Genomic DNA, 25,844 nt, shown 5'->3' with positions numbered 1-25,844 from the left:
TGACGCTACCGGCGAAACCCGCCCGGCTCGACCGGATTTCTGTCTCGCCCCGACCCTCTCGTCGAGGCATGGTCGCCCTCTGCTGAGATCGCTGTCACGATCTTCGGGAAGGCCGGACCACGCCCACGACCAGCGGAGCGCTCATGACGACGGACAGCGGGATGACGGACGAGGCGGCGCGGAAGGCCGGGTTGGAGGTGAAACCGGCCGCCGGGTACATCGGGGCCGAGATCGGCGGGGTCGATCTGGCCGGGGATCTCGACGACGCCGTGGTCGCCGCGATCCGGGCGGCGGTGCTGCGGTGGAAGGTGGTCTTCTTCCGGGGGCAACGGCTGGACCACGCCGGGCACATGGCGTTCGCGCGCCGGTTCGGCGAGATCGTGGAGCTGCCCCGGCGGGGCAAGGCCTCGCCCCCGGACTTCCCCGGGATCGAGACGACCGCCGACCGGCTGGAGCTGGGCGGGCGGTTCGGCATGGAGCACGACGAGTGGCTGCGGCGCCGCCGTCACACCCTGCTGCGCGGCTGGCACTGCGACCACGGCGCCCGCGTCGACCCGCCCGCCGCGACGATCCTGCGCGCCGAGACCGTACCGCCCTACGGCGGCGACACCACCTGGTCGAACCTGGCGGCGGCGTACGCCGGACTCTCCGCGCCGCTGCGGCGGTTCGTCGACGGACTGCGTGCCGAACACCGCCTCGGCGTCGGTTATCAGCCGCGGCCGGGCGACGACGCGTACGTCCGGCACCTGCTCGACCGTCAGGTCGCCTCCCTGCACCCCTTGGTGCGCGTCCACCCGGAGACGGGGGAGCGGATCCTGTACGTCAACGGCTACTACGTGGAGCAGATCGCCGGCCTCTCCAGGCCCGAGAGCGCCGCGATCCTGGAGATGCTGCTGGAGCAGGCGGTCCGGCCCGAGTACACGGTCCGCTTCCGTTGGGAGCCGGGCAGCGTGGCGTTCTGGGACAACCGCGCCACGATGCATCTGGCCCCGGGCGACACGTCCCAGCTCGACCATCCGCGCATCATGCACCGGGTGATGCTTGCGGGGGACGTGCCCGTCGGGGTGGACGGCACGGCGTCGGAGCCGATCACGGGGAGCAGCCCGGGCCACTGGTGACCCGGGGGAGGTCTAACGTGCCCGGTCTGCAGGTCTACGTGCCAGGTTGCCAACCCAGGGCCGGGCCCAGCCTGGTCGCCATGTCGGTGAGGATCTGTTCGTAGTCCTCGTGCTCGAAGGTGAAGGGCAGGGCGAACGCCACCTCGTCCACCTCCCGGAACGCGGCGTGCGCGTGCAGTCGTTCGGCGATCTGCGCCGACGTGCCCACGAGGTCCGGTGCGAAGATCAGCCGTCCCGGGCCCTGGGGCGAGGCCGTCCGGGGGGTGCGCCGGTCGGCGTAGGCCTCGTAGCGTGCGCGCTGCTCGGGCGAGGCGGAGTCCGTGGGGATGACGACCAGGCCCTGCGAGACCCGGGCGGCCTCGCCGTCGGGGTGGGAGGCGCGGAAGGCTCGGATCTGGGCGAGCTGGATCTCCGCGAAGTCGTAGGGGCCCTCGGGCTCTTCGGCCTTGACGACACTGCTGGTGAGGAGGTTCATGCCGTGCTCACCGGCCCACCGGGCCGACCGCAGGCTGCCGCCGCCGTACCAGAGGCGGCGGCCCAGGCCGGGGGAGTGCGGCTGCACCCGGTCGGAGAAGACCTCGAAGCCCTCGACCCCGCTGAAGTCCGTCGCCGGCTTGCCCCGCACGAAGTCGAGCAGCCGCTCCACCCGCCCGTAGCCGAAGTCCTCGGCGTCGGCCGTCTCCGGATAGAGCGCCCCCTTGACCTGGTCGAAGTGCATCGGCGGGCCCACGCTCACGCCCGGGTTGAGCCGGCCCCCGGACAGCAGGTCGACCGTGGCCAGGTCCTCCGCCAGCCGCAGCGGGTTCTCCCAGCCGAGCGGGATGACCGCCGTGCCGAGTTCGATGCGGCGGGTGCGCTGGGAGGCCGCGGACAGGACGGCGACGGGGGAGGAGATGCCGTACTGCAGGTGCCGGTGACGCACCCACGCGCTGTCGAAGCCGAGCCGCTCCCCGAGCTCGATGATCTCCAGCGTGGACTCGTGGCCCCGGCGCGGATCCGCCTCGTCGAACAGCCCGATGGTCAGGAAACCCAGCTTGCGCAGCGGTCGTGGGGTCGGCGGCACAGGACCTCCATCATTGAACCTTCAATGGTCTACGGAGGTGTCAACCCGGCGGCGGCCCGTGCTGTTCCCGCTCCGCCCGGTCAGCGCAGCGGGATCGTGACCTCGTCCTCGACCGGCGGGGCGACTTCCTGGGCCCGGTTGCCGGTGGCCGCGTAACAGCGCAGCCGGACCGACTCCGGGGAGACGTCCAGATGCAGGAAGCATTTGAAGAACGGCGGGCTGTACGTCGCCGAGCTCGGCGAGAACAACGACGTGTAGATCTTCCGCACCGGCAGCCTGAACCGCCTGGCCTTGTCGGGGCGGCGGCCGGTGCCGAGCAGTCCGGCGGCCAGGCGGACGCGCCGGGTGATACGGGCCGGGGCGCCCGGGGCGCGGGTGGGCTTGATCCCGAGGCGCTCGGCGATCACGGCCGTCGCCTCGGCCTCGGTGAGCGTGAAGAAGCGGCGCATCCGCAGCCGCCGGCCGTAGAGGCGGCTGTAGAAGGCCAGGGAGTCGCCGCGCAGCGGGTAGCAGCGGAAGTCCTGCTCGGTGACGCCCGCGACGTTGACGCGGGGGATCGTGTGGGTGGCGTGCATGAACGCGCCGCCCCCGCCCGCGACGACGTACTGGAGCGTGCGTCCGTCGTCCAGCCGCACCGGGTAGCGCTGGTAGTTGTGGATGTCGCCGCCGATCGCCGCCACGTAGTGGTGGTCCGGGGCGCGGACGATGTCGTCGACGGTGCCGCCCCCTTCGATGGCGCAGGGCTCGCGCCGGCCGTCCACGTACAGGGGTGAGCCGGTGACCAGGATCTTCGGGCGGGGCCCCCGGGAGACCTCGCGCAGCCAGGCGCCCTGCTCGGCGTCGAGGGTGCCGAGCAGACCCGTGTCGATGCCGATGATCCGCACCGGACCGGCGTCGATCGCCCAGTACGGGCCCGGCTGGACGGCCTGTTGCTCGGGGGCGGAGCGCAACGTGCGCGCCTCGGGCAGGTGTTGCCCCGCGTCCGGGCGCGGCCGGTGCCACAGCAGCGAGCGCAGCCAGGCCCGGGTGAGCGGGCGCGGCCGGGGCTCGCGCGGCAGGGGCGGCGCGTCGTCGCAGAAGACGCGCATGAAGCCGCCGAGGTCCTCGTACCAGTCGTGGTTGCCGGGTATCGCGTAGATCGGCGCCCGGTAGTCCTGGTACGGGCGGAAGAACTTGGTGTCGTAGTCGTCCGCGCTGCCCACCGGGTAGATCACGTCGCTGGCCAGCACGGCGAACCGGGTGTCCTGACCGGTCTTCAGAAAGCCCGGCACGACGGCGTACTGCGGGTCGTCGCCCTCACCGGTGTCGCCGATCACCAGGAACGAGAACCGGTCCGGGTCGTCGCGCCGGATCACCTTGTCGGCCGGTGCGCCGGAAGCCGCCCGCTGAGCCACCCATCGGCTGCGCGTCCGGCCCGTCGGATCCCCGAACCACGAGGCCAGCACGCCGTTGCGCGCGACCCACAGCATCTTCGGGTCCAGCCAGGAGATCTTCTCGGCCTTCGGCGGCATCAACCGCCGGTAGGCGCCCCGTTCGCTGGTGCCCCAGCCGGCGCCTTCGGCGGTATCGCGTGAGGAGTCAGACACCGGTGCACCGTAACAATCGATCTATGTCGCGTCCGCAGGCGGGCCGCTCACCGCCTGCGTGCGGATGAGGCCGACGCGCGCCATGAAGGGCGGTTCGGGGCCGCCGAGTTGGCGGCAGGGGCGTCCGGCCGGGGCGCCGGCGACCGCTCGCCCAGCACCAGCAGGGGATCGAACATCACCACGACCCCGGCCAGCAGCAGGAAGACCACCGGCCCCAGCAGCATCGGCAGCAGTAGGGAGGTGGGTGAGTCGCCCGCCCATGTCCCGCCGGTCGAGTCGTGCACATGGACGCTGACGGCGGCCATGCCCGTGTAGTGCATCCCGGACACCGCCACGCCCATCACAAGGCTCGCCCCGAGGCTCGTCAGGAAGCCGCGGATGGTGACGGCCGACCACAGCGCGGCGGTCGCGGCGCCGATGGCGATCAGCACGGACAGCGCGACACCGACCGGGTCGTAGCCGACCTCGCCGTTCAGCCGCATCGCCGCCATGCCCAGGTAGTGCATGCCCGCCACACCCAGTCCGGTGATCGCACCGGCGACCGCCAGCGTGACGCCGCCCGTGCCGCGGTGACCGACGATGAACACGCCGACGCCCACCACGACGACGGCCACGACGAGACTGAGCACCGTCGTGGCCGCGTCGTACCGGACCCGGGTCTCCTCCACATGGAAGCCGATCATGGCGATGAAGTGCATCGTCCAGATGCCGCATCCGATGGAGGCGGCGCCTAACGCCAGCCAGCCCGCCTTCCACGACTGCGCGTCGAGCAGCGAGCGCACGATGCACCGCAGCCCCAGCGCCCCTCCCAAACAGGCCATCAGATAGGCCGCCACCGGGGTCACCGCACCGTAGCGGAACCCGTCGACCGTGCCGTCCATGAGCCAACTCCCCCCAGAGTCCTGGCTGGTTTTCAGCAAGGTCTACGCGCAGGGATCACGGGAAAGCAAGCCCTTACCGTCGGTAGGCCGTCAACGCGCGTTCCCAGGGGGCCGATTGGCGTCAGAATGTGCGCTTCAGCAGGTCGAGCAGCGCCGACCAGTGCCGCTCGTCGCCCTCCTGGTGGTACGACGCGGTGTCGGCCTGCGTGAAACCGTGGGGCGCGCCCGTGTACACCTCGCACCGGTGGCGGACGCCGGCGGCCGTCAGGGCGGCCTCCAGGCGCTCGATCTGCTCCTCGGGCAGGGAGGGGTCCTGGTCGGCGTGGCCGAAGTACAGCTCGGCGGTGACCTTGCCGGCCACCAGGTGAGGGCTGTCCGGGGTGTCCGTGGCCAGCCGCCCGCCGTGGAATCCGGCCGCGGCGGCGACCCGCTCCGGGTAGGTGCCGGCGGTGAGCAGCGAGAGGCGGGCGCCCATGCAGTAGCCGGTCAGCGCGACCGGGCCGTCGGCCACGGCCGGGTGCCCGTCCAGCCAGCCCAGATACGCGCCGGCGTCCCGCATCGCCAGGTCGGGCGTCAGGGCCTGCATGACCGGGACGATGCGCTCGAATATCTCCGGGCGGGCCCCCGGGTCGATGAACTCGGGCAGGTCGAACAGCGGGGCGCGACCGTGCCGGTGGAACAGGTTCGGCACCAGCACCGTGTAGCCCTCGGCGGCCAGCCGGTCGGCCATGGACCGCGGTTGCGGGCGCAGTCCGAAGGCGTCCATGAAGACCAGGACCGCCGGGTGGGCGGCCCCGTCGTCGGGGTGGGCCAGATACGCGTCGGCGGTGCCGTCCGCGGTGGGGATGTCGACGGCGGTTCCCTGTACGGCGGTCATGGCTGGGCTGCCTCTCTGCGGGGGTGGGGGCTCTGCGGGGGCGGGGGCCAGGAACCCGTCCGCGTGCGTGACCGGGCGGATCACGCTCATCGTGGCACGCCCGTTCCGGGGGTATTTCGCCCACCCCCGGCACGTGGTTGAACCGTGAACGACCCTTGGTTCCCGCTTTACCGTCTACTCGAACCGTGAGGCGTCCCCCGCGCCGTACCGCACGATCTCGGCCTCCCCGCCGGAGAAGTCGACGACCGTCGTCGGCTCGGTACCGCAGTCACCGGAGTCGACCACCCCGTCCAGCACGTGGTCGAGCAGGTCCTTGATCTCCCAGCCCTGCGTCATCGGCTCCTCCTCGCCGGGCAGCAGCAGGGTGCTGGACAGCAGCGGCTCGCCGAGCTCCGCGAGCAGGGCCTGGGTGACGACATGGTCGGGGATGCGCACGCCGACCGTCTTCTTCTTGGGGTGCTGCAGCATGCGCGGCACCTCCTTCGTCGCGGGCAGGATGAACGTGTAGCTGCCGGGCGTCGACGCCTTGATCGCGCGGAACACGTCGTTGTCGATCCGCACGAACTGGCCGAGCTGCGCGAAGTCCTGGCACACCAGGGTGAAGTGGTGCCGGTCGTCCAGCTTGCGGATCGTACGGATCCGGTCGATGCCGTCCCGGCTGCCGAGGCGGCAGCCCAGTGCGTAGCAGGAGTCCGTGGGGTAGGCGACAAGAGCGTCGGCACGGATGCTGTCGGCGATCTGGCCGATGGTGCGGGGCTGGGGGTTGTCGGGGTGCACGTCGTAGTACTTCGCCATCCGCCGAGCTTATGCCGCCGGTGCGGGTCGGCGGAGCAGGAGGGGGCCGGGCCCGCGGACGCGGGCCCCCGTCCCTCCCCGCGTCCGGCCGGGGCGAGGGCCTCAGGGACGTGAGGTAACGTCCCCGACCGGTGCGCCGGAGGCGGCGCGAGGAGCGAGGGGAAGGCCGAGGTGACAGGCCGAGAGGACGACAACCGGCAGCGGGAGACGCAGGCCGGCACGGATCCGGCATGGGCGGAGGAACTGCTGGAGCACCTGCGTCCGGCGGGGCGCGACGTCCGCAGGGTCGTCGCCTGGCTCGCCGGTACCGTGGGCGCGACCGTGGCCCTGCAGGACGCCGCCGGGAACCTCCTCGCCGGAAACCGGCTGCCCCTGGACGAGGACCTGGTCACGGACATCACCGCCGGCCGGCTCGCCTCCGCGGCCTGGGAGAGCCGGGAGCGCCACTTGCGTCTGGTCGGGGTGGAGCACCCGTCCCACACCTGCGTGCTGGCCGTCTCCCGGCAGGACCCCTTCGACCGGCGGGCCTCCGAGGTCGTCACGCACACCGCCCAGGTGATCGAGCTGCTGCTGGCGGCGGGTGAGTCGACCGCGGCCGGGCAGCGGCTGCGCCGGGCCACCGCCGACCTGCGCCTGGCGATCCTGCAACTGCTGATGGTCGAGGACACCATCGCGGCCCGCCGCGTCGCCGCCGGACTCTGGCCCGGCCTCCTCGACGCCGAGACGGCGTGCGTGTACGTCGTCGAGTCCGCTCCCGCCGACCGCGACCGCGTCGCCGAGGAGTGCCTGGACAGCACCCGGGAGGAGGCCCTGGTCGTGCGCTGCCCCGCCATGGACGGGCACGTGATCGTCGTCAGCCCCCGGGAGGCCACGGGGGACGCCCTGCGGTCCCTGGTGGGACGGCATCCGGACCTCTTCCTCGGCGGCAGCGTCCGGCAGAGCCTCGCCCGGACCGCCACCGCCTACGGGCAGGCCGTCAGCGCCCTGGCCGTCGCGCACTTCCGGCCCGACAAGACGGCCGTCTACGCCGAGCGCACCCACCCCGAGCGCCTCATGGACCCGGTGGCGCTGCGCGGCTGGACGTCCCGGGTGCTGCGCCCGCTCGACACCCTGCCGCACCACACCCGCGCCGAACTCCTCGCCACCAACCGGCTCGGCCTGGAGTTCACCGCCGTCAACGCCGCCAAGGTCCTCGGAGTCAGCCGCAACACCGTCCGCGCCCGCATGGAACGCGTCGAGACGCTGCTCGGCACGGACTTCGCCGACCTCACGGTCCGGGCGGTCGTCCACCTGGCGCTCAACACCCAGATCGGCCTGACCGACGCCCGGTCCGACGACGGCACCGACGACCCGGGGCTGCGGCTCGCCGACCTGCTGTCCGGCCCCGGCGTCCGCACCTGGGCGCAGGACCTGCTGAGCCGGCTGGACGCCGACGCCAGGAACCCGCGCCGGACGCTGCGCACCTGGATCGCCGTCGGCGGAAACGCCGAGCGGGCCGCGCAGGCCCTCGGTGTGCACGCCCAGACCGTGCGCGAACACGTCCGCAGCGCCGAACCCGTCCTGGAGCGCCAGCTGCTCGCCGCGGGCACCGATCTCTACGAGGTCGTGCTGGCCCACCTGGCCGTGGGCGACCTCGACGTGCCGGACTTCCGCCGTCCCGCGTGAGACTGTTTTGCCTCTCGGGCAACCGGTTGGCCTGGTCCGGGCGGGACGAAACCGGGCCATCCGGACTCAGCTGTGCACGGGTGAGCCCTGCTGAGCGTGTAGCGGGCATCGACACGGTTCACAAGGGCTCGGCCATGGACGTAAGTTCAACTACCGCGGGGGCACGACCGGAACGGGGGACCGGTCGCGCTCCCGTGCGCCGCCCCTGCGAGGCGGCGTGCCCCAGATGGCGTCAGCCCCGCAGCCGCACCGGGATCTCCTGCCAGCCGAACGCGATGAACGACGGCACCTGCCGCAGGCCCCCGTCCCCCTCGGCCAGGCGCAGGCCGGGGAACCGTTCGAACAGCGCGGGCAGCGCGGTGAGGGCTTCCAGCCGGGCCAGTGGTGCCCCGATGCAGCGGTGGACACCGATCCCGAACGACAGATGGTCGTCGGCGGCGCGCGCGGCATCGAACCGGTCGGCGTCCGGCCCGTAGTGCTCGGGGTCGAGTCCGGCGGCGGCGTAGGTGGTGATGATGGCGTCGCCCGCCGGGATCGTGACGTCCCCGACGGTGAGGTCGGTGACGGCGAACCGCAGCGGCAGCGACGCGATCGACGGGTGGGCGCGCAGCGTCTCGTCCACGACGGCGTCCCAGCCGATCTTCCCGGCGCGTACGGCGGCCAGCTGCTCGGGGTGGCGCAGCAGGGCCACGATCGCGTTGCCGATGAGGTTCACGGTGGTCTCGAACCCGGCGCCGATCACCAGCAGCAGCGTGTACAGCAGCTCCTCGTCACTCAGCCGGTCGCCGTCCTCGTCGCGGACCCGGATCAGCTCGGTCGTGATGTCGTCCCCGGGGTGCTCGGCCCGGTGGGCGATCAGCGCGGGCAGCACCGTCCCGATCTGCCGCTGCACGGACGCCGCGTGCTCCGGGCTCGGGTCGGTGGTGTCCATGATGGCCGCGATGAGCCGGCCGGTGTCCTCCCACAACGCGTCCGGCACGCCCATCAGTTCGCAGATCATCCGCATCGGCAGCGGATGGGCGAGGCCCGCCTTCACGTCGACGACCTCGCCGTCGGCCGCCTCCAGCGCGGCCAGCAGCTCCGACGTGATCGCCTCCACCCGGGGCCGCATCGCCTCGGTGCGCCGGTGCGTGAAGCTGGGCGCGACCAGCTTGCGCAGCCGGGTGTGGTCCGGGCCGTAGGTGGAGAGCATGTTGACCACGCCGACCCAGCCGAGGATCCAGCCCCAGGAGGGGTGTTCGCCGATCTCGGGCCACAGCCGCCAGTGCAGCCGCGGGTCCCTGCTGACCCGGGGGTCGAGGATGAGCTCCTTCAGCGTGCCGTAGCGCGTGGGCGCCCAGGCGGGGATGCCGCCGGGCAGCTCCACGGGCACGATCGGGCCGAGGGTGCGCAACCGGGCGCTCTCGGCGGCGATGTCGGCGCCGAACGGGTCCAGAGCGATGCGGTCGGTGACGGTCACGGTCGTCCTCCTGGCTGGTCGGGGGAGCGGGGGCTGAAACGGACGGGCAGCGCCGTCAGCGAGCGGTGGAACGGACCGGGCCGCCACGTCAGGCGCTCGCGGGGCAGCACGGGTTCGAGGTCGGGCAGCCACTGGGTGAGCCGTTCGATCGCCTCGGTGGCGATGAGCAGCGTGTGCTGCTTGACCGGACAGGCGTGCGGGCCCGCCGACCAGGACAGGTGCGAGGCGTCGGACGGGTGGCGGTCCGTGCCGCGCTCCCGCTCGGCGGCCTCGGCGAGCGCCCCGTAGGAGATCACCACCGGCACCGCGGCCCTGATCCACACGCCGTGGAAGGTGACGGGCGTACGGGCGTAGTGGATGCCGTAGTTGGCGAGCGGTGTCTCGTGGTGCAGGACCTCCAGCACCGCGTCCGTCACAGGGCGGGCGCCGCTGGTCAGCGTCGAGTAGTAGGCCGGGTTGCCGAGGATCCGGGAGAGCGCGTTGGACACCAGGTTGGCCGTCGGCTCGTGCCCGGCGCCGAGGGTGAGGAACACCTGCCAGGTGACCTCCTCGGGGGTCAGCCCCGCCGGATGGTCCAGCAGCCAGCTCGGCAGGTCGTCGCCCCGCAGCTCGCTCTTGGCGGCGATCAGCTCCAGCACGTACCCGCCGAACTCGGCCTCGCCCCGGGCGGCCTGGGCACCGCCCTCGATCAGTTTGCCCAGCGCGGCGTCGAGCCGCTCGCTCGCGCTGTCCGGCAGCCCGAACAGGCTGTTGAACACCAGCGCCATCAGCGGCCGGGTGAAGTCGCCCACCAGGTCGGCCTCGCCACGCGGCCCGATCCGGCTCACCAGCAGGTGCACCGCCCGGTGCACCCTGGCCCGCAGATCGTGCGGTTCCACCAGGTCGAAGGCGTCGATCAGCGAGGTGCGGTAGCGCAGGTGGGCGCCGCCGTCCGCGAACAGGGTGTTGGGCCGCCAGCGCATCATGCCGAGCACCGGCGAGTCGTCGGGGACGGTCGCCTCCCACGGCCGGGGATCGTGCGAGAACGTCTCCGTGTCGTGCAGCAGCTCCAGCGCCGCCCGCCGGTCGGTGACGACGTACGCCGGGACACCGGGGGCGAGTTCCGCCCAGCCGACCGGGCCGTGGGCGCGCAGGGCGGCGTAGTAGGGGTGGGGGTCGCGGGCGAAGCCGTCCTCCCACAGGCGGACGGGTGCCGCGAGGGAGAAGGCCTGCTCGGCGGGGGACGGGTGGGTCACCGGGGCTCCGGGGGGTGGTGGTCGATCAGGTGCTGCACCAGCGCGAGCAGGGCGTCGATCGAGGAGTTCGCCTCCCGCGCGTCGCAGGTCACCATCGGGGTCGTGGGCTCCAGGTCGAGGGCGGCGCGCACCTGCTCGGGCGTGTGGTGGCGGGGCGCGTCCGGGAAGGTGTTGAAGGCGACGGCGTACGGCAGCCCGGTCTCCTCCACCAGCCCCAGCACGTCGAACGAGGCGTCGATCCGGCGGGCGTCCACCAGGACGAGCGCGCCGAGCGCCCCGTAGGCGATGTCGTCCCACAGCGACCGGAACCGCTCCTGGCCGGGCGTGCCGAACAGGTACAGCACGACGTCGCCCGGCAGGCTGATCCGGCCGAAGTCGATGGCGACCGTGGTGGTCGACTTGTCCCGTACGCCGGCGAGATCGTCGACCTGCGCGGACGCCTCGGTGAGCTGCTCCTCCGTGTGCAGCGGGCGGATCTCGGAGACCGAGCGGATCAGGGTGGTCTTGCCCACCCCGAACGGCCCGGTGACCAGGATCTTCACCAAGTCCTGGGCGGTGTCGCGCAGGTGGACGTCCGTGGCGCCGGGAAGGTCGTCAACGGTGCTTGAGGTCGCGGAGGCCATCGGCCACTCTCTTCAGCAGGTCGGGGTCGAAGCGCCGGGCGGGCGGGATCGGCGCGCGGGCCAGTACCAGGTCGCGGTCGAGGAGGTCGGCGGCCAGCACGAGCACCGCGGAGACCGGCAGCCGCAGCAGGGCCGCGGCCTCCTGCACCGTCAGTGACCCGTACTCCAGCTCCTCCAGCAGGGCCGCCTGTGCGGCGGGCAGGTCCGCGGGGGCCTGCTCACCGCTGCCGGTGAGGACCGACAGCCGCTCCAGATGGGCACGGCTGGGCCGCGCCACCCCGCCGGTCGACAGGTACGCGGGAACCAGGGGACGGCCGCCTCGGCGGCCGGTCATGCCGGCGTGTCGCCGTCGGCACCTCGGGGCCCGGCGGCCATGGCCTTCTCGCCCAGCCGCGCCACCTGCGAGTGCACCCGGTGGGCGAGCAGGTCGAGCCGCACCTCGGGGTCACCGTAGGCGGCGACGCAGGTGCCGTGGTCCGTCGGCACGATGAGTACATAGCCGTGGTCCGACTCGATGACGACCTGCCGGATGTCGGCCCGGTCGGTGTCGGCGAACGCGGCCGCCGCGGTACGGCAGGCACCCTGCACGGTGCTCGTGATGGCCGCGACCCGCTCGGCCGACGGCCGCGACAGCGCGTCGGTGTAGCCGGTGACGAGCCCGTCCCGGGTGAGCAGGACGGCGGCCACGACATGCGGCACCTCCAGGACCGGTTCGAGCACCCATGCCGTGTCCCCCGCTGCGCGGCTGGTCATCGAGCCGTTCCCCCTTCGTGGTCGTTGCTGTCGGTGTCCTCGGACGCCCCGTCGGCCGTGGTCGCGGCCGGGGCACCGTCAGATACGGCTGGGACGGCTGTGGTGTTCGGCCCGGCGGCGGAACGCGCCGCGGCGGTGCCGGACTGGAGGGCGCCGAGGGCGGCGGCGGACTCCTCGGGGCGGCGGGGACGGCGCTGTGGTGCCGCTTCGGCCGCGGGACGGCGAGGTGCCGCGGGTTCGGCCGCGGCGGGGCCGCTCGAGTTCGTGGCGCGGCCGCGGCGACGCCGCTGGGGGAGGCCGCCGCCCTCCCGCGGGCCGTGGTGACCGGGGACCGGGGTGTCGTCGCCGGCGTCCTGCTCCGAGCCGTAGCCGTGATCGTGCTCCTGGCTCGCGGTGGCGGTGGCGGCGGTGGGGAGCGGTTCGGGATTCCCGGGCTCGGCGGCCGGCCGGGAGCCGTCGGACTCGGCGGCCGGGGCGGGTTCGGGCTCGTGCGGCGGGGCGACGGACTCGGGCTCGTGCGGCGGGGCGACGGGTGGGGCGGCGGTGACGGGCCGGGGCGCGGGGGGCGTCCCGGGCAGGCCGGCGCCCGAGCCCTTTGGTGTGCCGGAACCGCTTCCCGAGCCCCGCACGGCCGCCTTACGGGTCGAACGCGGGGCGCTGGCCGCCGGGGGCAGTTCCTCGGGGTCGATGCGCGTCAGCAGGTGACTGTCGACCCGCAGCACCGCCCGCACCCCGCCGTACGGCGACGGGGACGACACGTCCACGGACAGATCGAACTGCCGGGTCAGCTGGCCGATGGCCGCGAGCCCCATGCGCGGCGGATCACCGAGCTCGGTCAGCAGGATCGGATCCGAACCGGCGACCATCCGCTGGGCCCGGGCCCGCTCGTCCTGCGTCATGCCCAGACCGGCGTCGTCCACGGTGACACAGACACCGTGGTGGACCGCCTCGAGATTGACCACGACGTCCGTGTCGGGCGCGGAGTGCCGCAGCGCGTTGTCGAGGAGCTCGGCGACGATGATGGCGACCGGCTCGACGGCGTGGGAGACCAGGGCCGTACCGGAGTCCAGGTGGTTGGCGACCCGGACGCGCCGGTAGCCCGCGAGCCGGGCCTGGCCACCCGTGACCGCGTCCACCAGGTGGGATTCCTCCCGGGCGAGCCCCACCCAGGCCCCGCACACCACGGCGGCGATCTGCGCGCGCCGCAGCGACTGCTCGTTCTCGTGGTCCAGCTCGAACAGCGTCTGCGCCAACTCGGGATCGTCGTAGCGCTGTTGCAGCCCGCGCAGGGCGTCCTGCAGCCGGTACAGGGCCGCCTGGATCTCCCGGGTGGCCCCGCGCATCCCGGCCTGCGCCGCCGCGTCGATCCGGGTGCGCTGCGCGGCCAACTCGGCGTGCAGCCCGTTCAGGACCTGTTCCAGGGCGAAACCCAGGGGCGAACCGGCCAGTTGCGGGTTCAGCGGGCCCGGCACGGTGACGTGGGAATGTGCGGCCTGCCGGGCCGCGGCGGGCAGCCGCCGCGCCGCCAGATGCTCGACCTCGGATGTGAACGTCCGCGATGTGCCGTCGAGTTGCGCCCGCAGCGCGGCCGTCTTGGCGCGCTGCGCGGCCAGTTGCCGTCGTGAGCGCAGCAGCCCGCCGCCGAGGGCGAACGCGGACAGTGTGCCGAGGGCGAGGGCGCCGACGGCCAGGTCCGGTACTTCGATCATCGAGTCGATTCCAGGAGGGAGTCGGGCAGGGCTGGGTCCGAGGGGCTCTGGCGAGCCACCCGCAGCACAGTACACACCGTCATCGACCGGTCTCGCACGGTGGAGTGCCACTTCGTTCCGAAAGTGATCGGTGTCTGTGGGCTTCCGAGGCAACTGTCTGAATTGCCGTACAGGAGAGGGGAGTTGGTGGTGCGTGTGGATCTGGCCGACCGGCCCGGCGTCGTGACGGGTAGTCACTGCATGTGACGGGCGCAGGCTGGGTGCCCTGCCGGAGGGCGGGTGCAGGGTCCGGGCCTCCCGCTGTCTCAGAGCCGGAAGACCTGGCCGACCCACCCGGCGAGTTCGTCCACCGTCATCGTGCCGTCCACGGTGATGGCGGGCAGTCCCCGGCGCGCGGTCTCCTCGCCCAGCCGCCGCGTGAACAGGGCGTCCCGTACGGCGAGATTGCGATCGGCCCGCGCGGGATCACTGGTCCGCCGCGTGAACCCGCCCTGCGGTGTGGCACGGCTCGTGAACGCGAACTGGCGGAATTCCGGGGTGGGAAGCAACCAGACGGCGTGTCCGGGGCCGGGGAGCAGCGGCTCCACCAGGTGCGGCAGCAGACGGAACCCCTCGACGACGACGGGCGTCCCCGCCGGCATGCGCGCGAGATCCTCGACGATCAGACCGAAAGCCTCGCCCCGGAACCAGTGGAACGTCTCGAGCATGGTCTCGGGCGACCGGTCGACCCACCGTTCGTCCATGTCCATGGCCATGAACGCATGGAGGAACGGCGCCTCATCGGCGGTGGTCCGGCGCGCGTGATCGGCCATCACGTCGTCGGTGGAGTAGACACGCCAGCCGTGCCGGTCGGCCAGACGGCGGGCGATCGTGGACTTGCCCGCCCCACTCCCGCCGCCGATCCAGTAGACGTGCCGCATGGCTCTCCTCTTCCGTGGCCGCCGGCTGTCAGTGCCGGATGCCACGATGCCGACAGCTCACACCATCCCATCCCCGTGCGAGGAGGAGCTGATCGTGCGCAGGCCGGTCGAGGGAGAGGTTCATGTGCACTACGGCCAGATCTACGTCGAGAGCGACCCGGATGATCACGGGCCGGGCCTCGCGGAGGCGTTCGCCGGGCAGAGGGCCGGGTTGTGCGGGGCGGCGACACCGGGCCTTCTCTGGCTGAACACCGGCCTGCACACCGGCGATGTCGGTTTCACCGTCGAAGTGCTTGATCAGGCCCCGCCACTGGATCCCGCCTGGGAGGACGTGGTGGAGGTGTCCTTCCGCCCCGCCTCGGCGCAGAGCGCGCTCGTGCAGTGGGCGGGGGAGGACTCCTGGGACCTGGACCTCGAGGAAACCGACCACCGGGTGCGCTACTGCGCCAGGGGCATGGACCGGGCGAGCGAGACGGACACCCGATCGGCCGACGAGCCGCAACTGGACCGCTACCTCCTGCAGTTCTGGCCCGCCCCGCCCGAGCCGGACCGCGTCCTGAAGGAGACCTCGCGGACCGCCGCCTACTGGCACCGCTACGCCCGGACGCTGCCACCCCCTCCCACCCCTGCCGAGCGGGCCGAAGCCGCACGCCGGGAGCGCCTCGCGCGGGAGACGGAGGAGCGGGAGCAACAACTCGCCCACGAGCGCCGGCAGTGGGGCGGACGCCTGCCGAGCGACGCGCTGCGCACGGTCGGCGGCAACGTCAGCGGGCTGCGCGATTTCGACCCCGCCCTGCTCCACGCCATCGACGCCGCGGGCCCCGCCACCCAGCGCGCGGTGGCCCGGTTCGCCGCCCGCCGGGCCTGCGAGGCGGCCGGACTCACCGCCCTGGACTGGGTCGCCCACGCGCTCACGGCCCTGGCCGAAGACCACCCGCTGCCCCCGCCCTTCGACGACGACGCCCGCATGTGGCACGCTCTCGCCTCCGACCCGGACGTCCCGGACCGCACCGTCGGCCGGGCCGTCCCGCCCGAACGGCCGCCCCACGAGCCTGCCGACTCCCCGCTCACGTCCGGACTGTTCCAGAGGGCGGCACCGTTCGTGGTGGGCCCCGCGGCGGCCTTCGAGGAGCCGCACGACCCGTCGCCGTCGCGCGAGGAGTGGCAGGACCCGCCGCCGTCGGACTCCGCCTCGAGCCCGCTCGTCGCGATGCTCACCATCGGCCGCCCGGACCCGTCCCTCCGCATCTCGCAGCCGCACACGGCCCTGCCCGCCGTGACCGCCGCAGCCGACCCGCTCCGGGCGGCTCTCGACGCCGTCTACGCGGCCGTCGTCACCCATGGCGAGGACCATCCGGCCCTCCTCGCGGAGGTCTGGTCCTTCTGCGAGGAGCGGCCCGAGCCACCGGGGCCCCGGATCACGCACTGACCATCCGTCTCCCAAGCCCGGGCAACGCATCGGGAACGCGGAGACATGGCCGGTCAGGTCTTGGCCAACCCCACCCCGTGCAGTGTCCCCTTGTTCGTCGACTGCCCCTGACCCGCCCGGGCCTGCCGGGCGGGTCAGTGATCGACGGCCCGGCCGGCAGCCGGGCCGGCACGGCGAACGAGTTCGTCCAGGGGCTGCCGATCGGCGGCGGGTTTCCGTGTGCCCGCCATCGTCGTCTCGCCGTGGACGGTCGGCTGCTGGGTCGCCTCCGAGCCCTTCGACCACACCTCCGCGCTCTTCCTGGAGCGGTTCACCGGCGTCGAGGAGCCCGACGCCAGCGACTGGCGCCGGGAGACCTTCGGTGACCTGACCTCCGCCTTCCGCTTCACCCACGGCCGGCCGCGCCCGCCCCGCCTGCCCGACGGCACGGCGGAGCAGCCGCGGAAGGCCGAGCAGGAGGTCGCGACCCTCCCCGAGCCGGCCCTGCCGGGAGCCGACCAGCGTTACCCGCGGCAGGAACGGGGGCGCAGGCCCCACGTGTGACGGAGCGTAGCGGCGGTGCCTTCCCGGCTCGGGGGAGGCCACCGCCGTCCGACGAGGTCCGTGGCACGTGAGTGACTCGGCCCCTTCGGGTACCCGGCCCGTCCCGCCAGGACCGGCCGGGCGCCGCTCGCGGCACCGACCCGGCAGGCCGCGGCCCCGAGCCGAAGGAGCCCACACACATGACGGACGTATCCGGCACCGGCCCCGCACCGGGCGACGACCGCGAGGTACTCACCAATCGCCAGGGCCATCCGGTCCACGACAACCAGAACCAGCGCAGCGTCGGCGCCCGCGGCCCGGCCACGCTGGAGAACTACCAGTTCCTCGAGAAGATCAGCCACTTCGACCGGGAACGCATCCCCGAACGCGTCGTGCACGCCCGCGGCGTCCTGGCCTACGGCCACTTCGAGGCCTACGGCACCTGGGGCGACGAGCCGATCAGCCGCTACACCCGGGCCAGGCTGTTCCAGGAGCGGGGCAAGCGCACGGACGTCGCCGTCCGCTTCTCCACCGTGATCGGCGGCCGCGACTCCTCCGAGGCCGCCCGCGACCCGCGTGGTTTCGCCGTGAAGTTCTACACCGAGGACGGCAACTGGGACCTGGTCGGCAACAACCTGGGCGTCTTCTTCATCCGCGACGCCATCAAGTTCCCGGACGTCATCCACGCCCTCAAGCCGGACCCGGTGACCTTCGAGCAGCAGCCGGGCCGCATCTTCGACTTCATGTCGCAGACGCCCGAGGCCATGCACATGCTGGTCAACCTGTTCAGCCCGCGCGGCATCCCCGCCGACTACCGCCACATGCAGGGCTTCGGCGTCAACACGTACAAATGGGTGAACGCCGAGGGCGAGACCAAGCTGGTCAAGTACCACTGGATGCCCAAGCAGGGTGTGCGCAGCATGACCGAGGAGGACGCGGCCAACGTCCAGGCCGACACCCTGGGCCACGCCACCAAGGACCTGTACGAGGCCGTCGCCCGCGGTGACCACCCGGAATGGGAGCTGCTCGTCCAGATGATGGACGACCACGACCACCCCGAGCTCGACTTCGACCCGCTGGACGACACCAAGACCTGGCCCGAGCAGGACTTCCCGCCGCGGCCGGTGGGCCGGATGGTGCTCGACCGGATGCCGGAGAACTTCTTCGCCGAGAACGAGCAGATCTCCTTCGGCACCGGCGTCCTCGTCGACGGCCTGGACTTCTCCGACGACAAGATGCTCGTCGGCCGGACGTTCTCCTACAGCGACACCCAGCGCTACCGGGTCGGCCCGAACTATCTCCAGCTCCCCGTCAACCAGGCCAAGAACGCGAAGGTGCACACCAACCAGCGCGACGGCCAGATGGCCTACCACGTGGACGGCGGAGGCGAGAACCCACAGGTCAACTACGAGCCGTCCATCACCGGCGGCCTGCGCGAGGCCCGCCACCCGACCCACGACGAGCAGGGCCCCGAGATCCACGGCCGGCTGACCCGCAAGCGCATCCCCCGCACCAACGACTACCTCCAGGCCGGTCAGCGCTACCAGCTGCTGGAGGACTGGGAGCGCGACGACCTGGTGAAGAACTTCATCGGTCAACTGTCCGCGTGCGACCGGGCGATCCAGGAGCGCATGGTCTGGCACTTCCTGCTGGTCGACAACGACCTCGGCCTGCGGGTCGGGGAGGGTCTGGGCATCGGACCGGAGGACGTGGCCTCACTGGAGCCGCTGGCGAGCCAGGACCTCACGGACGACGACCGTGAACGCCTGGCCGACCTGGGCAGGAACAAGCCGCGTAACGTAGAGGGCCTGACCATGACCCACTGCGTCCCCGACGCGCGGCACGTCGTGACCCGCTGACCGCTCACCCCGCCAGAGCCGTACGGGCCACCGCGAGGGCCTGTTCCGCGTAACCCCGGCCGAACAGCACGGCGTGCACCAGCAGCGGAAACAGCTGGTGCACGCCGACGCGCTCCGTCCAGCCGCCGGCGAGCGGCGCCTCCTGCTGGTAGCCGTCCAGCACCTGCTCCAGATGCGGACAGCCGAAGAGGCGCAGCATCGCCAGATCGGTCTCGCGATGCCCGCCGTGCGCGGCCGGGTCGATCAGCCACACCTGCCCGTCGGCCGCCCACAGTACGTTGCCGCTCCACAGATCGCCGTGCAGCCGCGCGGGCGGCTCGGCGGGGCCCGCCAGCCCCGGAAGCCGCTCGCACAGACGTTCCACGACGGTCGCTTCGCCGGCCCGGACGGTGCCCTGGTCGACCGCCCGCCGCAGATAGGGCAGCACGCGCTGCTCGGCGTACCAGCGCGGCCAGTCGGCCGCGGGCTCGTTGCGCATCGGCGCGAGCCCGATGAACGCGTCCATCGGCCCCTCCGGCGGCGGCGCGCCGAACGCGGGCGCCCCGGAGGCGTGCAGCGCGCCGAGGGCCCGGCCGAACCGCACCGCCGCCTCCGGGCCCGGACGCCCCTGCGGAACCCGCTCGACGACGAGCCAGCCCTCCTCGTGGCCGTGCACCCCCGGCACCCGCACACTCTCCGCAGCGGCCAGCCAGCGCAGCCCCGCCGCCTCGGCCCGCGCCGCCCCCGGCGCGTCGGACCGCTTGACGACCACGACCCGACCGTCGTCGAGGGTGACTTCGGCGAGAGCCCCCGACAGCGGCCTCTCATCCCTGACGGCCCGGCCGGTGTGCCGGGCCACGACCTCCGCACGGGCGGCCATACGTACTCCCTTTCAGCGCCGTGCCCGACCGGCACCCAGAGTACGACGACGGCTGCTCAGCCCTGGGACCCGCAATCCACGTCGAGCAACTGGATCGGGCGCGTGGCGTCGAGGTCGACGTACGCGGTGAAGTCGGCCTTGTCGGAGCCGCCGTTCCAGTACGTGCTGACCGTCGCCCAGCCGACCCGCGCCGACTGGGCCGTGGTGACCGGGCCGATGTCGATGGACGCCGGGATGTTCTGCGCGCACAGCAGGACGTCGAACTCCGGGTTGTCGGCGACCTTCTCCTTGAGCTGCGGCGAGATGCCGTACGTGCGGGCGAAGTCGCCGGGACCGTGCTCCCCGTAGAAGTCCTCCAGGAACGTGTGGATCTCCTGCGCGGTGTAGCGGTCGTTGCCGTCGGTGGCCGACGCGGCGGCGGCGGGAACCGCGGCGGCCGCGATGCCGAGGGCGGCGACACAGCCCACGGCGACGACACTCCAGCGGTTCGGGCGCGAGGCGTTGCGGAACATTCTGGAACCCCCGTTGTGGTCACTTCTCCGTGCTCCCCGGGCCGTTCGCCCGGCGAGCCGATCGCAGGAGTAGACCTCTCGCCCCCGGCACCCGTTGCACCGTCCCCGAGGGCTGTTTCGATTCCCGGACAATCGCCACCCGCCGGTCACGCGGGGCGGTGAAATCCCGCCGCCGGCCGACAGAACCGGCCAGCGCCGGGGAAGCAGTGGGGTCATGACGAGTTCACCGTTCCAGCGCACCATCGCCCTGCCCGCCCCCGTGTGCGAACAGGCCGCACAGCATCTGGAGCAGGCCGCGCACCGGGCCATCGACGGCGTCGCGATCCCCCTGAAGGCGTTCCGCACGGCCGCCGACAACGACTTCACCCTGCCCGTCTCGGTCGTCGAGCAGGCGGCTGCCTGTCTGCTGGTCCTCGCCACCGAGACCGCCCAGACCGTCCGTCCGTCCGCCCTGCGCGCCACCATCAGCGTCGCGCTGCGGCTGCGCGACGCGGTGCAACTGGCCCATCAGCCCGCCCTCAGCAGCAGGTTCTGGTGAGCCGGGGCCGGTCTCTCAGGCTCCGCGGAAGGCGACCTCGACCTGCTTGTGACGCAGCCCCTCCAGCGTGGCGTGCTGCCGCCGGGCGCGTTCGATGAGGTCGTCGAGCTGTCGCGGGTCGAGACGTGTGTCAGTGGCGGCCAGATCGCGGAGCGTCTCCCAGCCCGCCAGCTTGCCCTCCACCCCCAGCGCCAGTGCCTCCAGCTCCCACAGCGTGCTCAGCGGGGACCGCCGTACCAGGCTGCCGTTGCTCTTCAGCCGCCCCACCTGCTCGGCGGCGCGGCCCGCGTAGACCTTGTAGCGGCGCACCGGCACGTCCAGGCGCCGCATGATGTGCAGCAGACTCGTCCGGTCCTCGGCGATCTCGGCGGCCACCGGGGCCAGCGCGTCGGCGAGCGGGGTGCCACCGCACGACCGCAGCAGGTAGCGCACCCGCGCGGTCCCGGCGGTGGCGCCGGCGAGATGGTCGTTGAGGTAGATGCCCAGCAGGGACATGTCGGTGGCCGGGGCACGCCTGGCGTCCGGGGAATCCGCTCGCTGTTCCGTCATGACGCAGCTCCTGTCGTACTCCGGTCCTGCCCCACGGCCACCGTCGTGGTGACCCGTACGAGGCAGGGACGGCGGGGTGTCGAGCCGGATCCGAAGCGCACCGGAGGCTCGACCGGGGTGAGGGCACCGAGGTTCTCGCCCTTGAAGGTGGCGGTGGCCGAGGTGACCGGGTGCAGGTCCCGGGCGCCGTACCACTGGTGCCGTCCGGTCCGGGCACTGGCGTGGGTGTGTGCTCCCAGCAGCAGTCGGGCGGGCCGGTCCCACAGCGCGATCCAGCCCGGGCGGGTGGCGAGCGCGCCCGGGACCGCCCGCAGCGCGAGGCCCGGCAGGCTCCGTCGGCCGGTCCCGAACCGCAGGTGGAGCGGCGGGGCGGTGACCGTCCAGTGGCGGCGGCCGGCGACCCGCACCTCGACCGGTACGACCCGCACCTCGTCGAAGACATAGGTGCCGGCGACGAAGTCGGCCGTCTCGCGCGTCGGCGCCAGCAGCAGCCGGCGTCCGTCGGCCTCCTCGACCATCACGTCGCTGAACGGCCCGAACGGCGAACGCGGCCAGTGGCCGAGCACCACGCGGGCGCCGGACGCCGTGCCGATCCCGGCGATCCAGCCGTCGAAACGCAACGACCGCACCGGCGACCGGCTGACTGCACGCGGGGCCGGACCTGCGGATTCGGGTCGGTGAGAGAACACGCGGGCCGGGTGCCCGGCGCCCCTGCGGCGAAACGGACGCCGACACTGCGCGCGGCGTCCCGAGGGGCGGGGTGCCGGCCCGCCCGCTCGGCGGCGCGGGTCGGTCCGGGTGCCACTGCCCGGGTGACGTCCGCGCGGCGGGGGAGCGGCTGTCCCGTGAGCTTCGGCGGACGAGGCCGAGTGGCGCCGTTCCTCCGCTGTCCCGCCGGCCCGTCCGGGTGGTGGCGTCCGGCCGACGGGGCAGAGGCCCGGCCGGGCTCGCGCCGCCGGTGATGTGGTCGAGGCCACGTCCCGGACGAGGTCCCGATCACGTCCGGGGACGGGAAGCGGCGGTTACCGTCTACGACCAGATCCCCGCCCCCTTCCCTTCGGACGGCCCGGCAGTGCAAGCAGATCTCTCCCCTGTCATCGCGGCGACCGCCCAGTGGCTTACCCGCGCCTTCCCCGCCTCCGGCGGCGCGCTGGCCTCCGCCCTGTGCGAGGTCCAGGCCCGGCAGGCCGTGACGGTCGCGGCCTGGCTCAGGTACCCGACGGCGATGGACGCCGCCCTGCTCGGCGTGTCGGGCCCCGGCGGTTCCGGGCGGCTCGACTGGGTCACCGGCGCCGACGCGGCCCTCGGCGACGACACGGACGCACACGCCTGGCGCACCTGGGTGGACGAGGTCGTGGCCAGCTGGGCCGCCTGCCTGCTCACCGACCAGGAGCTGGCGGCCCGGGCCGTCGCCGCTCTCGCCGACGGCAGCCACAGCACCGGCACACGGGCCGAGTTCCGCCGGCTCGTCGCCCCCGACGACAGCGACCGGAACGCCGCCGCCCTGCTGCGCCACCCCGACCTGCTCGCCCCCGTCGCCGATCTGCACCAGGCCCAGCTCCTCGACCGGCTGAACCCGGGCCGCAGGCTGATCGCCTGACGCACATCACGCGGACCTTTCCCGGCCGCACCTCTCACCTCACCCTCCGTCACTCACCGGTTTGCCGTAGGCGACCGTGCCGTGCCCGCACGGTGGGCGGAGGCTGAGCGTGGCTCGACGGCCCTCCGGCCCGTTTTCGCCGGCCCGAGGCACGGCCGTCGTGCCGCGCCGCCGCCGACGGAGGAGAGACCGACATGACCACCGCCCTCTCGCGGAACTGGGAACACGCCGTCGTCACCGGCGGCGCCGGGTTCGTCGGCTCCCATCTGTGCGCCGCCCTGCTGGGTGCGGGCGCGGCCGTCACCTGTGTGGACGACTTCAGCAGCGGCCGGCCCGAGAACATCTCGCCGCTGCTCGAACAGCCCGGGTTCACACTCGTCCAGGCCGATGTCGCCGAGGGCCTTCGGATCAATCGGCCGCCGGACCTCGTCCTGCACTTCGCCTCACCCGAGTCCCCGGCGGACTACCTGCGCCTGCCGCTGCACACCCTGGAGACCGGCAGCACCGGCACCCGCAACGCGCTGGACCTCGCGCACTCCTCCGGCGCCCGCTTCGTCCTCGCCTCGACCTCCGGGGTCTACGGCGACCCGCGGCAGAACCCCCAGGACGAGCGCTACTGGGGCGACGTCAACCCGGTCGGCCCGCGCAGCGTCCACGACGAGGCCAAGCGGTTCGGCGAGGCGCTGACCACCGCCCACGCCGACGCCCGGGGCACCGACACCTGCATCGTGCGGCTGTTCACCACCTACGGCCCCCGGATGCGCGCCCACGACGGACGCGCGGTGCCGACCTTCGTACGGCAGGCCCTCGCCGGCGAGCCGCTCACCGTGACCGGCGACGGCCGCCAGACCCGGTCGCTGTGCTACGTCGACGACGCCGTGCGCGGCATCCTGGCCGCCGCCGCACACGGCCTGCGCGGCCCCGTCAACATCGGCAACCCGACCGAGATCACCATGCTCGACCTGGCACGCCTGGTCATCGAACTCGCCGAGTCTCCCTCGGAGATCCGCCACATCGACCGCCCGGTGGACGATCCGGCCGTGTGCTGCCCGGACATCACGCTGGCCCGCGACAAGCTCGGCTGGGACCCGCAGGTGCGTGCCGAGGAGGGGCTGCGGCGCACGATCGCCTGGTTCCGCGAGGCCGGTACCGAGGACTGACCGCCCGGGCACCCCCGCACCGCCGCGACCGTGTGCTTCCCGGCCACCGCGTCCGTGGGCGTCCCGATCGCGGAGTCCCGGCGCCTCCCGACCACCACCCCGCCCGAGTGTCCCCCCACCACCACCACGACCGGGTGTCTCCCGACCCACCACCACGCCCGGGTGTCTCCCAACCGCCGAAAGGCCCGCATCCCCATGCCCCTCCCCGGAACCAGCGCCCGCTTCCCCCAGCCCGCCCCCGCCCCGGTGACCGACGGGCCGCCCGTCGCCGCCCCGCTCGGCTTCCGATCCGACGACGCCGGAGTCCCGCGATGACCCGACCCCACGCCCCGGCCCGAGACGTCGCGTACGCCGTCGTGGTCCCCACCCTCGGCGGTCCCGCTCTGAGGGCCTGCCTGCACGCCCTCGCCGAGGCGACCGGGCCCGGCCCGGTCCGGGTGGTGCTCGTCGACGACCGGCCCGAAGCGGCCCGGACGCCCCTCACCGCCGCCGTCCCGCCGTCCCTGCGCGAGCGCACCATCGTCGTGCCCGGCGGGGCGCGCGGACCCGCCGCCGCACGCAACCTCGGCTGGCGGGCCGCCGGTGACGTGCCCTGGATCGTCTTCCTCGAAGACGACGTCGTCCCCGGCCCCACCTGGGGCGACGACCTGGTCCTGGACCTGGCCGCGGCGACCGGGCGCACCGCCGGGAGCACCGCCCGCATCGACGTGCCCCTGCCCGCCGACCGGCGCCCCACGGACTGGGAACGCGACACGGCCGGACTCGCCGGTGCCCGCTGGATCACCGCCGACACGGCGTACCGTCGCACCGCGCTGGTGGCCACCGGGGGATTCGACGAACGCTTCGGGCAGGCCTTCCGGGAGGACGCCGACCTCGCGCTGCGCATGCTCGACGCCGGCTGGACGCTCACCGGCGGCCGGCGCACCACCACCCATCCCGTGCGGGAGGCCGGGCGCTGGATCTCCGTCCGGCTCCAGGCCGGCAACGCCGACGACGTGCTGATGACCCGGCTGCACGGCCGGCACTGGTGGCGCCGGGCGGAGACCCCACGCGGGCGCCTGCCCCTGCATCTGGCGGTGACCGGAGCGGGGGTGACGGCCCTCGGCTGCGCCCTGCTCGGCCGGCACCGGGCCGCCACGGCCTGCGCCGCCCTGTGGCTGGCCGGCACCACCGAGTTCGCCCTCGCCCGCATCACGCCCGGGCCGGGCACCCGCGACGAGGTGCTCACCATGACGGTCACCAGCGCCCTCGTCCCACCCGCCGCGACCTGGCACTGGCTGCGCGGATGGCTCGTGCACCGCAGGGCCCGGCCGCACACCTCGTTCCAGAGCGCCGGGCCTGCGCCCGCGCCCCGCCCGGCGGTCAGGGAACCGCTGCGGTCATGACACCGAGGCTCGGCCCCACGCACACGACGCCTCCCGGCCCACGCACACGAAGCCCCCGGCCCCATGCACACGACAGCGGGGCCCGTCGCCCGGAAGGGTGACGGGCCCCGCACAGCGCGGTGACCGGCCTACTCGAACTTGCCCCGGCCGCTCAGCGCGTCACGCAGCCGGTCCACCATCCCGGTGCCCGGGGCCAGGAGCTTGTTCGCCGGAGGCTTGTCGGGGGCCGCCGGGTGCGGCCGGGTCGGAGCGGTCTTCTTCGCCTTGCGCACCTTGTCGCCCAGCTCGCTGAGCGTGTCCATCGGACAGGCCTGCCGCAGCCGCGGGAAGAGGTTGCCCTCCTCGTCGGCGATGTGCGAGCGGATCTCGCTCATCAGCATGCCCATCAGCCGGTCGAAGTCGGCGTCGCCCGCGTCACAGCTCTCCAGATCCTTCATGATCTGCTCGGCCGTGGCGTGGTCCTTGAGCTCCTGGTTGGTCGGCGAGGGCGTCCCCACCGGCCACGTGCTCGCGTACCGCCGGGTAGAGGTAGGCCTCCTCGGCCACCGAGTGCCGTACGAGCTCCATCGTGACCTGGTCGGCGTACACCTTGCGGTCCTGGTGACCGGACGGCAGGGCCTCGATCCTGCCGAACATCTCCTCGACCTCGCGGTGATCGGTCACCAGCTCGTCGATGACGTTTCCTCCGTGTCCCATGTCCTTCACCTCCAGCGCTCGGGTCCCCCCGGCCCCCCGGGGTTAACGTGC

General features: G+C 73.3%; 24 protein-coding genes and 2 pseudogenes. 9 read left to right on the top strand and 17 right to left on the bottom strand.

Annotation, left to right across the window (positions count from 1 at the left end; all coding sequences use genetic code 11):
* The first annotated feature begins 143 nt into the window (after positions 1-143).
* The gene (locus tag IE153_RS33330) at positions 144-1,118 is read left to right on the top strand and encodes a TauD/TfdA dioxygenase family protein (RefSeq protein WP_189593460.1); all 975 of its coding nucleotides are present in this window, start codon (positions 144-146) and stop codon (positions 1,116-1,118) included.
* 34 nt (positions 1,119-1,152) lie between these two features.
* On the opposite strand, the gene IE153_RS33325 is transcribed toward IE153_RS33330, so the two are convergent.
* From IE153_RS33325 to IE153_RS33305, 5 genes are all read right to left on the bottom strand, one after another.
* A complete protein-coding gene (locus IE153_RS33325) occupies positions 1,153-2,181 on the bottom strand; it encodes an LLM class flavin-dependent oxidoreductase (RefSeq protein ID WP_189593459.1) in 1,029 nt (342 codons plus the stop codon).
* A gap of 80 nt (positions 2,182-2,261) precedes the next feature.
* Positions 2,262-3,767, bottom strand: a complete 1,506-nt coding sequence (locus IE153_RS33320) for a metallophosphoesterase family protein (RefSeq protein WP_189593458.1) — start codon at positions 3,765-3,767, stop codon at positions 2,262-2,264.
* Between the two features lie 47 nt (positions 3,768-3,814).
* Positions 3,815-4,648 carry an MHYT domain-containing protein gene (locus tag IE153_RS33315; protein WP_189593457.1) on the bottom strand — a complete coding sequence of 278 codons (834 nt, stop codon included), beginning with the start codon at positions 4,646-4,648 and terminating at the stop codon, positions 3,815-3,817.
* A gap of 121 nt (positions 4,649-4,769) precedes the next feature.
* Complete coding sequence (locus IE153_RS33310) at positions 4,770-5,525, bottom strand: dienelactone hydrolase family protein (RefSeq protein ID WP_189593456.1); 756 nt, start codon at positions 5,523-5,525, stop codon at positions 4,770-4,772.
* A gap of 174 nt (positions 5,526-5,699) precedes the next feature.
* On the bottom strand, positions 5,700-6,320 hold the full coding sequence (locus IE153_RS33305; RefSeq protein WP_189593455.1) for an L-threonylcarbamoyladenylate synthase: 621 nt from the start codon (positions 6,318-6,320) through the stop codon (positions 5,700-5,702).
* Positions 6,321-6,491: 171 nt separating this feature from the next.
* On the opposite strand from IE153_RS33305, the gene IE153_RS33300 reads away from it, so the two are divergent.
* Positions 6,492-7,985, top strand: coding sequence for a helix-turn-helix domain-containing protein (locus tag IE153_RS33300; RefSeq protein WP_189593454.1), 1,494 nt, complete (start codon positions 6,492-6,494; stop codon positions 7,983-7,985).
* A 232-nt stretch (positions 7,986-8,217) separates the two neighbouring features.
* Here IE153_RS33300 and IE153_RS33295 read toward each other — a convergent pair whose 3' ends face one another.
* The 7 genes from IE153_RS33295 to IE153_RS33265 form a co-directional block, all read right to left on the bottom strand.
* Positions 8,218-9,444 (bottom strand): cytochrome P450 family protein, encoded by a 1,227-nt coding sequence (locus tag IE153_RS33295; RefSeq protein ID WP_189593453.1) that lies wholly within the window; start codon positions 9,442-9,444, stop codon positions 8,218-8,220.
* Entirely contained in the window at positions 9,441-10,679 is a 1,239-nt protein-coding gene (locus IE153_RS33290) for a cytochrome P450 family protein (RefSeq protein WP_189593452.1), read from the bottom strand. The genes IE153_RS33295 and IE153_RS33290 overlap by 4 nt, the downstream gene beginning before the upstream one ends.
* Entirely contained in the window at positions 10,676-11,302 is a 627-nt protein-coding gene (locus IE153_RS33285) for a GTP-binding protein (RefSeq protein WP_189593451.1), read from the bottom strand. The genes IE153_RS33290 and IE153_RS33285 overlap by 4 nt, the downstream gene beginning before the upstream one ends.
* Positions 11,274-11,636 (bottom strand): DUF742 domain-containing protein, encoded by a 363-nt coding sequence (locus IE153_RS33280; protein WP_189593450.1) that lies wholly within the window; start codon positions 11,634-11,636, stop codon positions 11,274-11,276. Before IE153_RS33280 ends, IE153_RS33285 begins: the two co-directional genes overlap by 29 nt.
* Positions 11,633-12,055: a roadblock/LC7 domain-containing protein gene (locus IE153_RS33275; RefSeq protein WP_142166142.1), complete on the bottom strand. Its 423-nt coding sequence runs from the start codon at positions 12,053-12,055 to the stop codon at positions 11,633-11,635. The genes IE153_RS33280 and IE153_RS33275 overlap by 4 nt, the downstream gene beginning before the upstream one ends.
* On the bottom strand, positions 12,052-13,764 hold the full coding sequence (locus tag IE153_RS33270; protein WP_189593449.1) for an ATP-binding protein: 1,713 nt from the start codon (positions 13,762-13,764) through the stop codon (positions 12,052-12,054). Before IE153_RS33270 ends, IE153_RS33275 begins: the two co-directional genes overlap by 4 nt.
* Positions 13,765-14,069: 305 nt before the next feature.
* Complete coding sequence (locus tag IE153_RS33265; RefSeq protein WP_189593448.1) at positions 14,070-14,684, bottom strand: P-loop NTPase family protein; 615 nt, start codon at positions 14,682-14,684, stop codon at positions 14,070-14,072.
* Between the two features lie 94 nt (positions 14,685-14,778).
* On the opposite strand from IE153_RS33265, the gene IE153_RS33260 reads away from it, so the two are divergent.
* The 3 genes and pseudogenes from IE153_RS33260 (at position 14,779) to IE153_RS33250 (ending at position 18,494) form a co-directional block, all read left to right on the top strand.
* Complete coding sequence (locus tag IE153_RS33260; RefSeq protein ID WP_229829292.1) at positions 14,779-16,113, top strand: hypothetical protein; 1,335 nt, start codon at positions 14,779-14,781, stop codon at positions 16,111-16,113.
* Positions 16,114-16,262: 149 nt separating this feature from the next.
* Positions 16,263-16,656, top strand: a pseudogene (locus tag IE153_RS33255) (alkaline phosphatase family protein); the annotation flags it as partial.
* 179 nt (positions 16,657-16,835) lie between these two features.
* Positions 16,836-18,494 carry a catalase gene (locus tag IE153_RS33250; protein ID WP_189593446.1) on the top strand — a complete coding sequence of 553 codons (1,659 nt, stop codon included), beginning with the start codon at positions 16,836-16,838 and terminating at the stop codon, positions 18,492-18,494.
* 4 nt (positions 18,495-18,498) lie between these two features.
* On the opposite strand, the gene IE153_RS33245 is transcribed toward IE153_RS33250, so the two are convergent.
* Together IE153_RS33245 and IE153_RS33240 are read right to left on the bottom strand one after the other, a co-directional pair.
* Positions 18,499-19,353 carry a fructosamine kinase family protein gene (locus IE153_RS33245; protein WP_189593445.1) on the bottom strand — a complete coding sequence of 285 codons (855 nt, stop codon included), beginning with the start codon at positions 19,351-19,353 and terminating at the stop codon, positions 18,499-18,501.
* A gap of 56 nt (positions 19,354-19,409) precedes the next feature.
* On the bottom strand, positions 19,410-19,865 hold the full coding sequence (locus IE153_RS33240) for a hypothetical protein (protein ID WP_189593444.1): 456 nt from the start codon (positions 19,863-19,865) through the stop codon (positions 19,410-19,412).
* A gap of 214 nt (positions 19,866-20,079) precedes the next feature.
* Between IE153_RS33240 and IE153_RS33235 the strand changes: the two genes are divergently transcribed.
* Complete coding sequence (locus tag IE153_RS33235) at positions 20,080-20,403, top strand: hypothetical protein (protein WP_185015034.1); 324 nt, start codon at positions 20,080-20,082, stop codon at positions 20,401-20,403.
* Positions 20,404-20,418: 15 nt separating this feature from the next.
* Here IE153_RS33235 and IE153_RS33230 read toward each other — a convergent pair whose 3' ends face one another.
* Both IE153_RS33230 and IE153_RS33225 read right to left on the bottom strand, forming a co-directional pair.
* Positions 20,419-20,952, bottom strand: a complete 534-nt coding sequence (locus IE153_RS33230; RefSeq protein WP_189593443.1) for a hypothetical protein — start codon at positions 20,950-20,952, stop codon at positions 20,419-20,421.
* On the bottom strand, positions 20,949-21,581 hold the full coding sequence (locus IE153_RS33225) for a hypothetical protein (RefSeq protein ID WP_189593442.1): 633 nt from the start codon (positions 21,579-21,581) through the stop codon (positions 20,949-20,951). The genes IE153_RS33230 and IE153_RS33225 overlap by 4 nt, the downstream gene beginning before the upstream one ends.
* Positions 21,582-22,024: 443 nt before the next feature.
* Here IE153_RS33225 and IE153_RS33220 point away from each other — a divergent pair, with 443 nt between their 5' ends.
* The 3 genes from IE153_RS33220 (at position 22,025) to IE153_RS33210 (ending at position 25,097) form a co-directional block, all read left to right on the top strand.
* Positions 22,025-22,552 carry a hypothetical protein gene (locus tag IE153_RS33220; RefSeq protein ID WP_189593441.1) on the top strand — a complete coding sequence of 176 codons (528 nt, stop codon included), beginning with the start codon at positions 22,025-22,027 and terminating at the stop codon, positions 22,550-22,552.
* A gap of 194 nt (positions 22,553-22,746) precedes the next feature.
* Positions 22,747-23,712, top strand: a complete 966-nt coding sequence (locus IE153_RS33215) for an NAD-dependent epimerase/dehydratase family protein (protein ID WP_189593440.1) — start codon at positions 22,747-22,749, stop codon at positions 23,710-23,712.
* 311 nt (positions 23,713-24,023) lie between these two features.
* Positions 24,024-25,097: a glycosyltransferase family 2 protein gene (locus IE153_RS33210; protein ID WP_189593439.1), complete on the top strand. Its 1,074-nt coding sequence runs from the start codon at positions 24,024-24,026 to the stop codon at positions 25,095-25,097.
* Positions 25,098-25,225: 128 nt separating this feature from the next.
* Here IE153_RS33210 and IE153_RS33205 read toward each other — a convergent pair.
* Positions 25,226-25,793, bottom strand: a pseudogene (locus tag IE153_RS33205) (hemerythrin domain-containing protein).
* Positions 25,794-25,844: the final 51 nt, after the last annotated feature.

This window comes from Streptomyces massasporeus, from assembly GCF_014648995.1.
Taxonomy (GTDB): domain Bacteria; phylum Actinomycetota; class Actinomycetes; order Streptomycetales; family Streptomycetaceae; genus Streptomyces; species Streptomyces massasporeus.
This window is presented reverse-complemented; position numbering and strand designations above follow the sequence as displayed.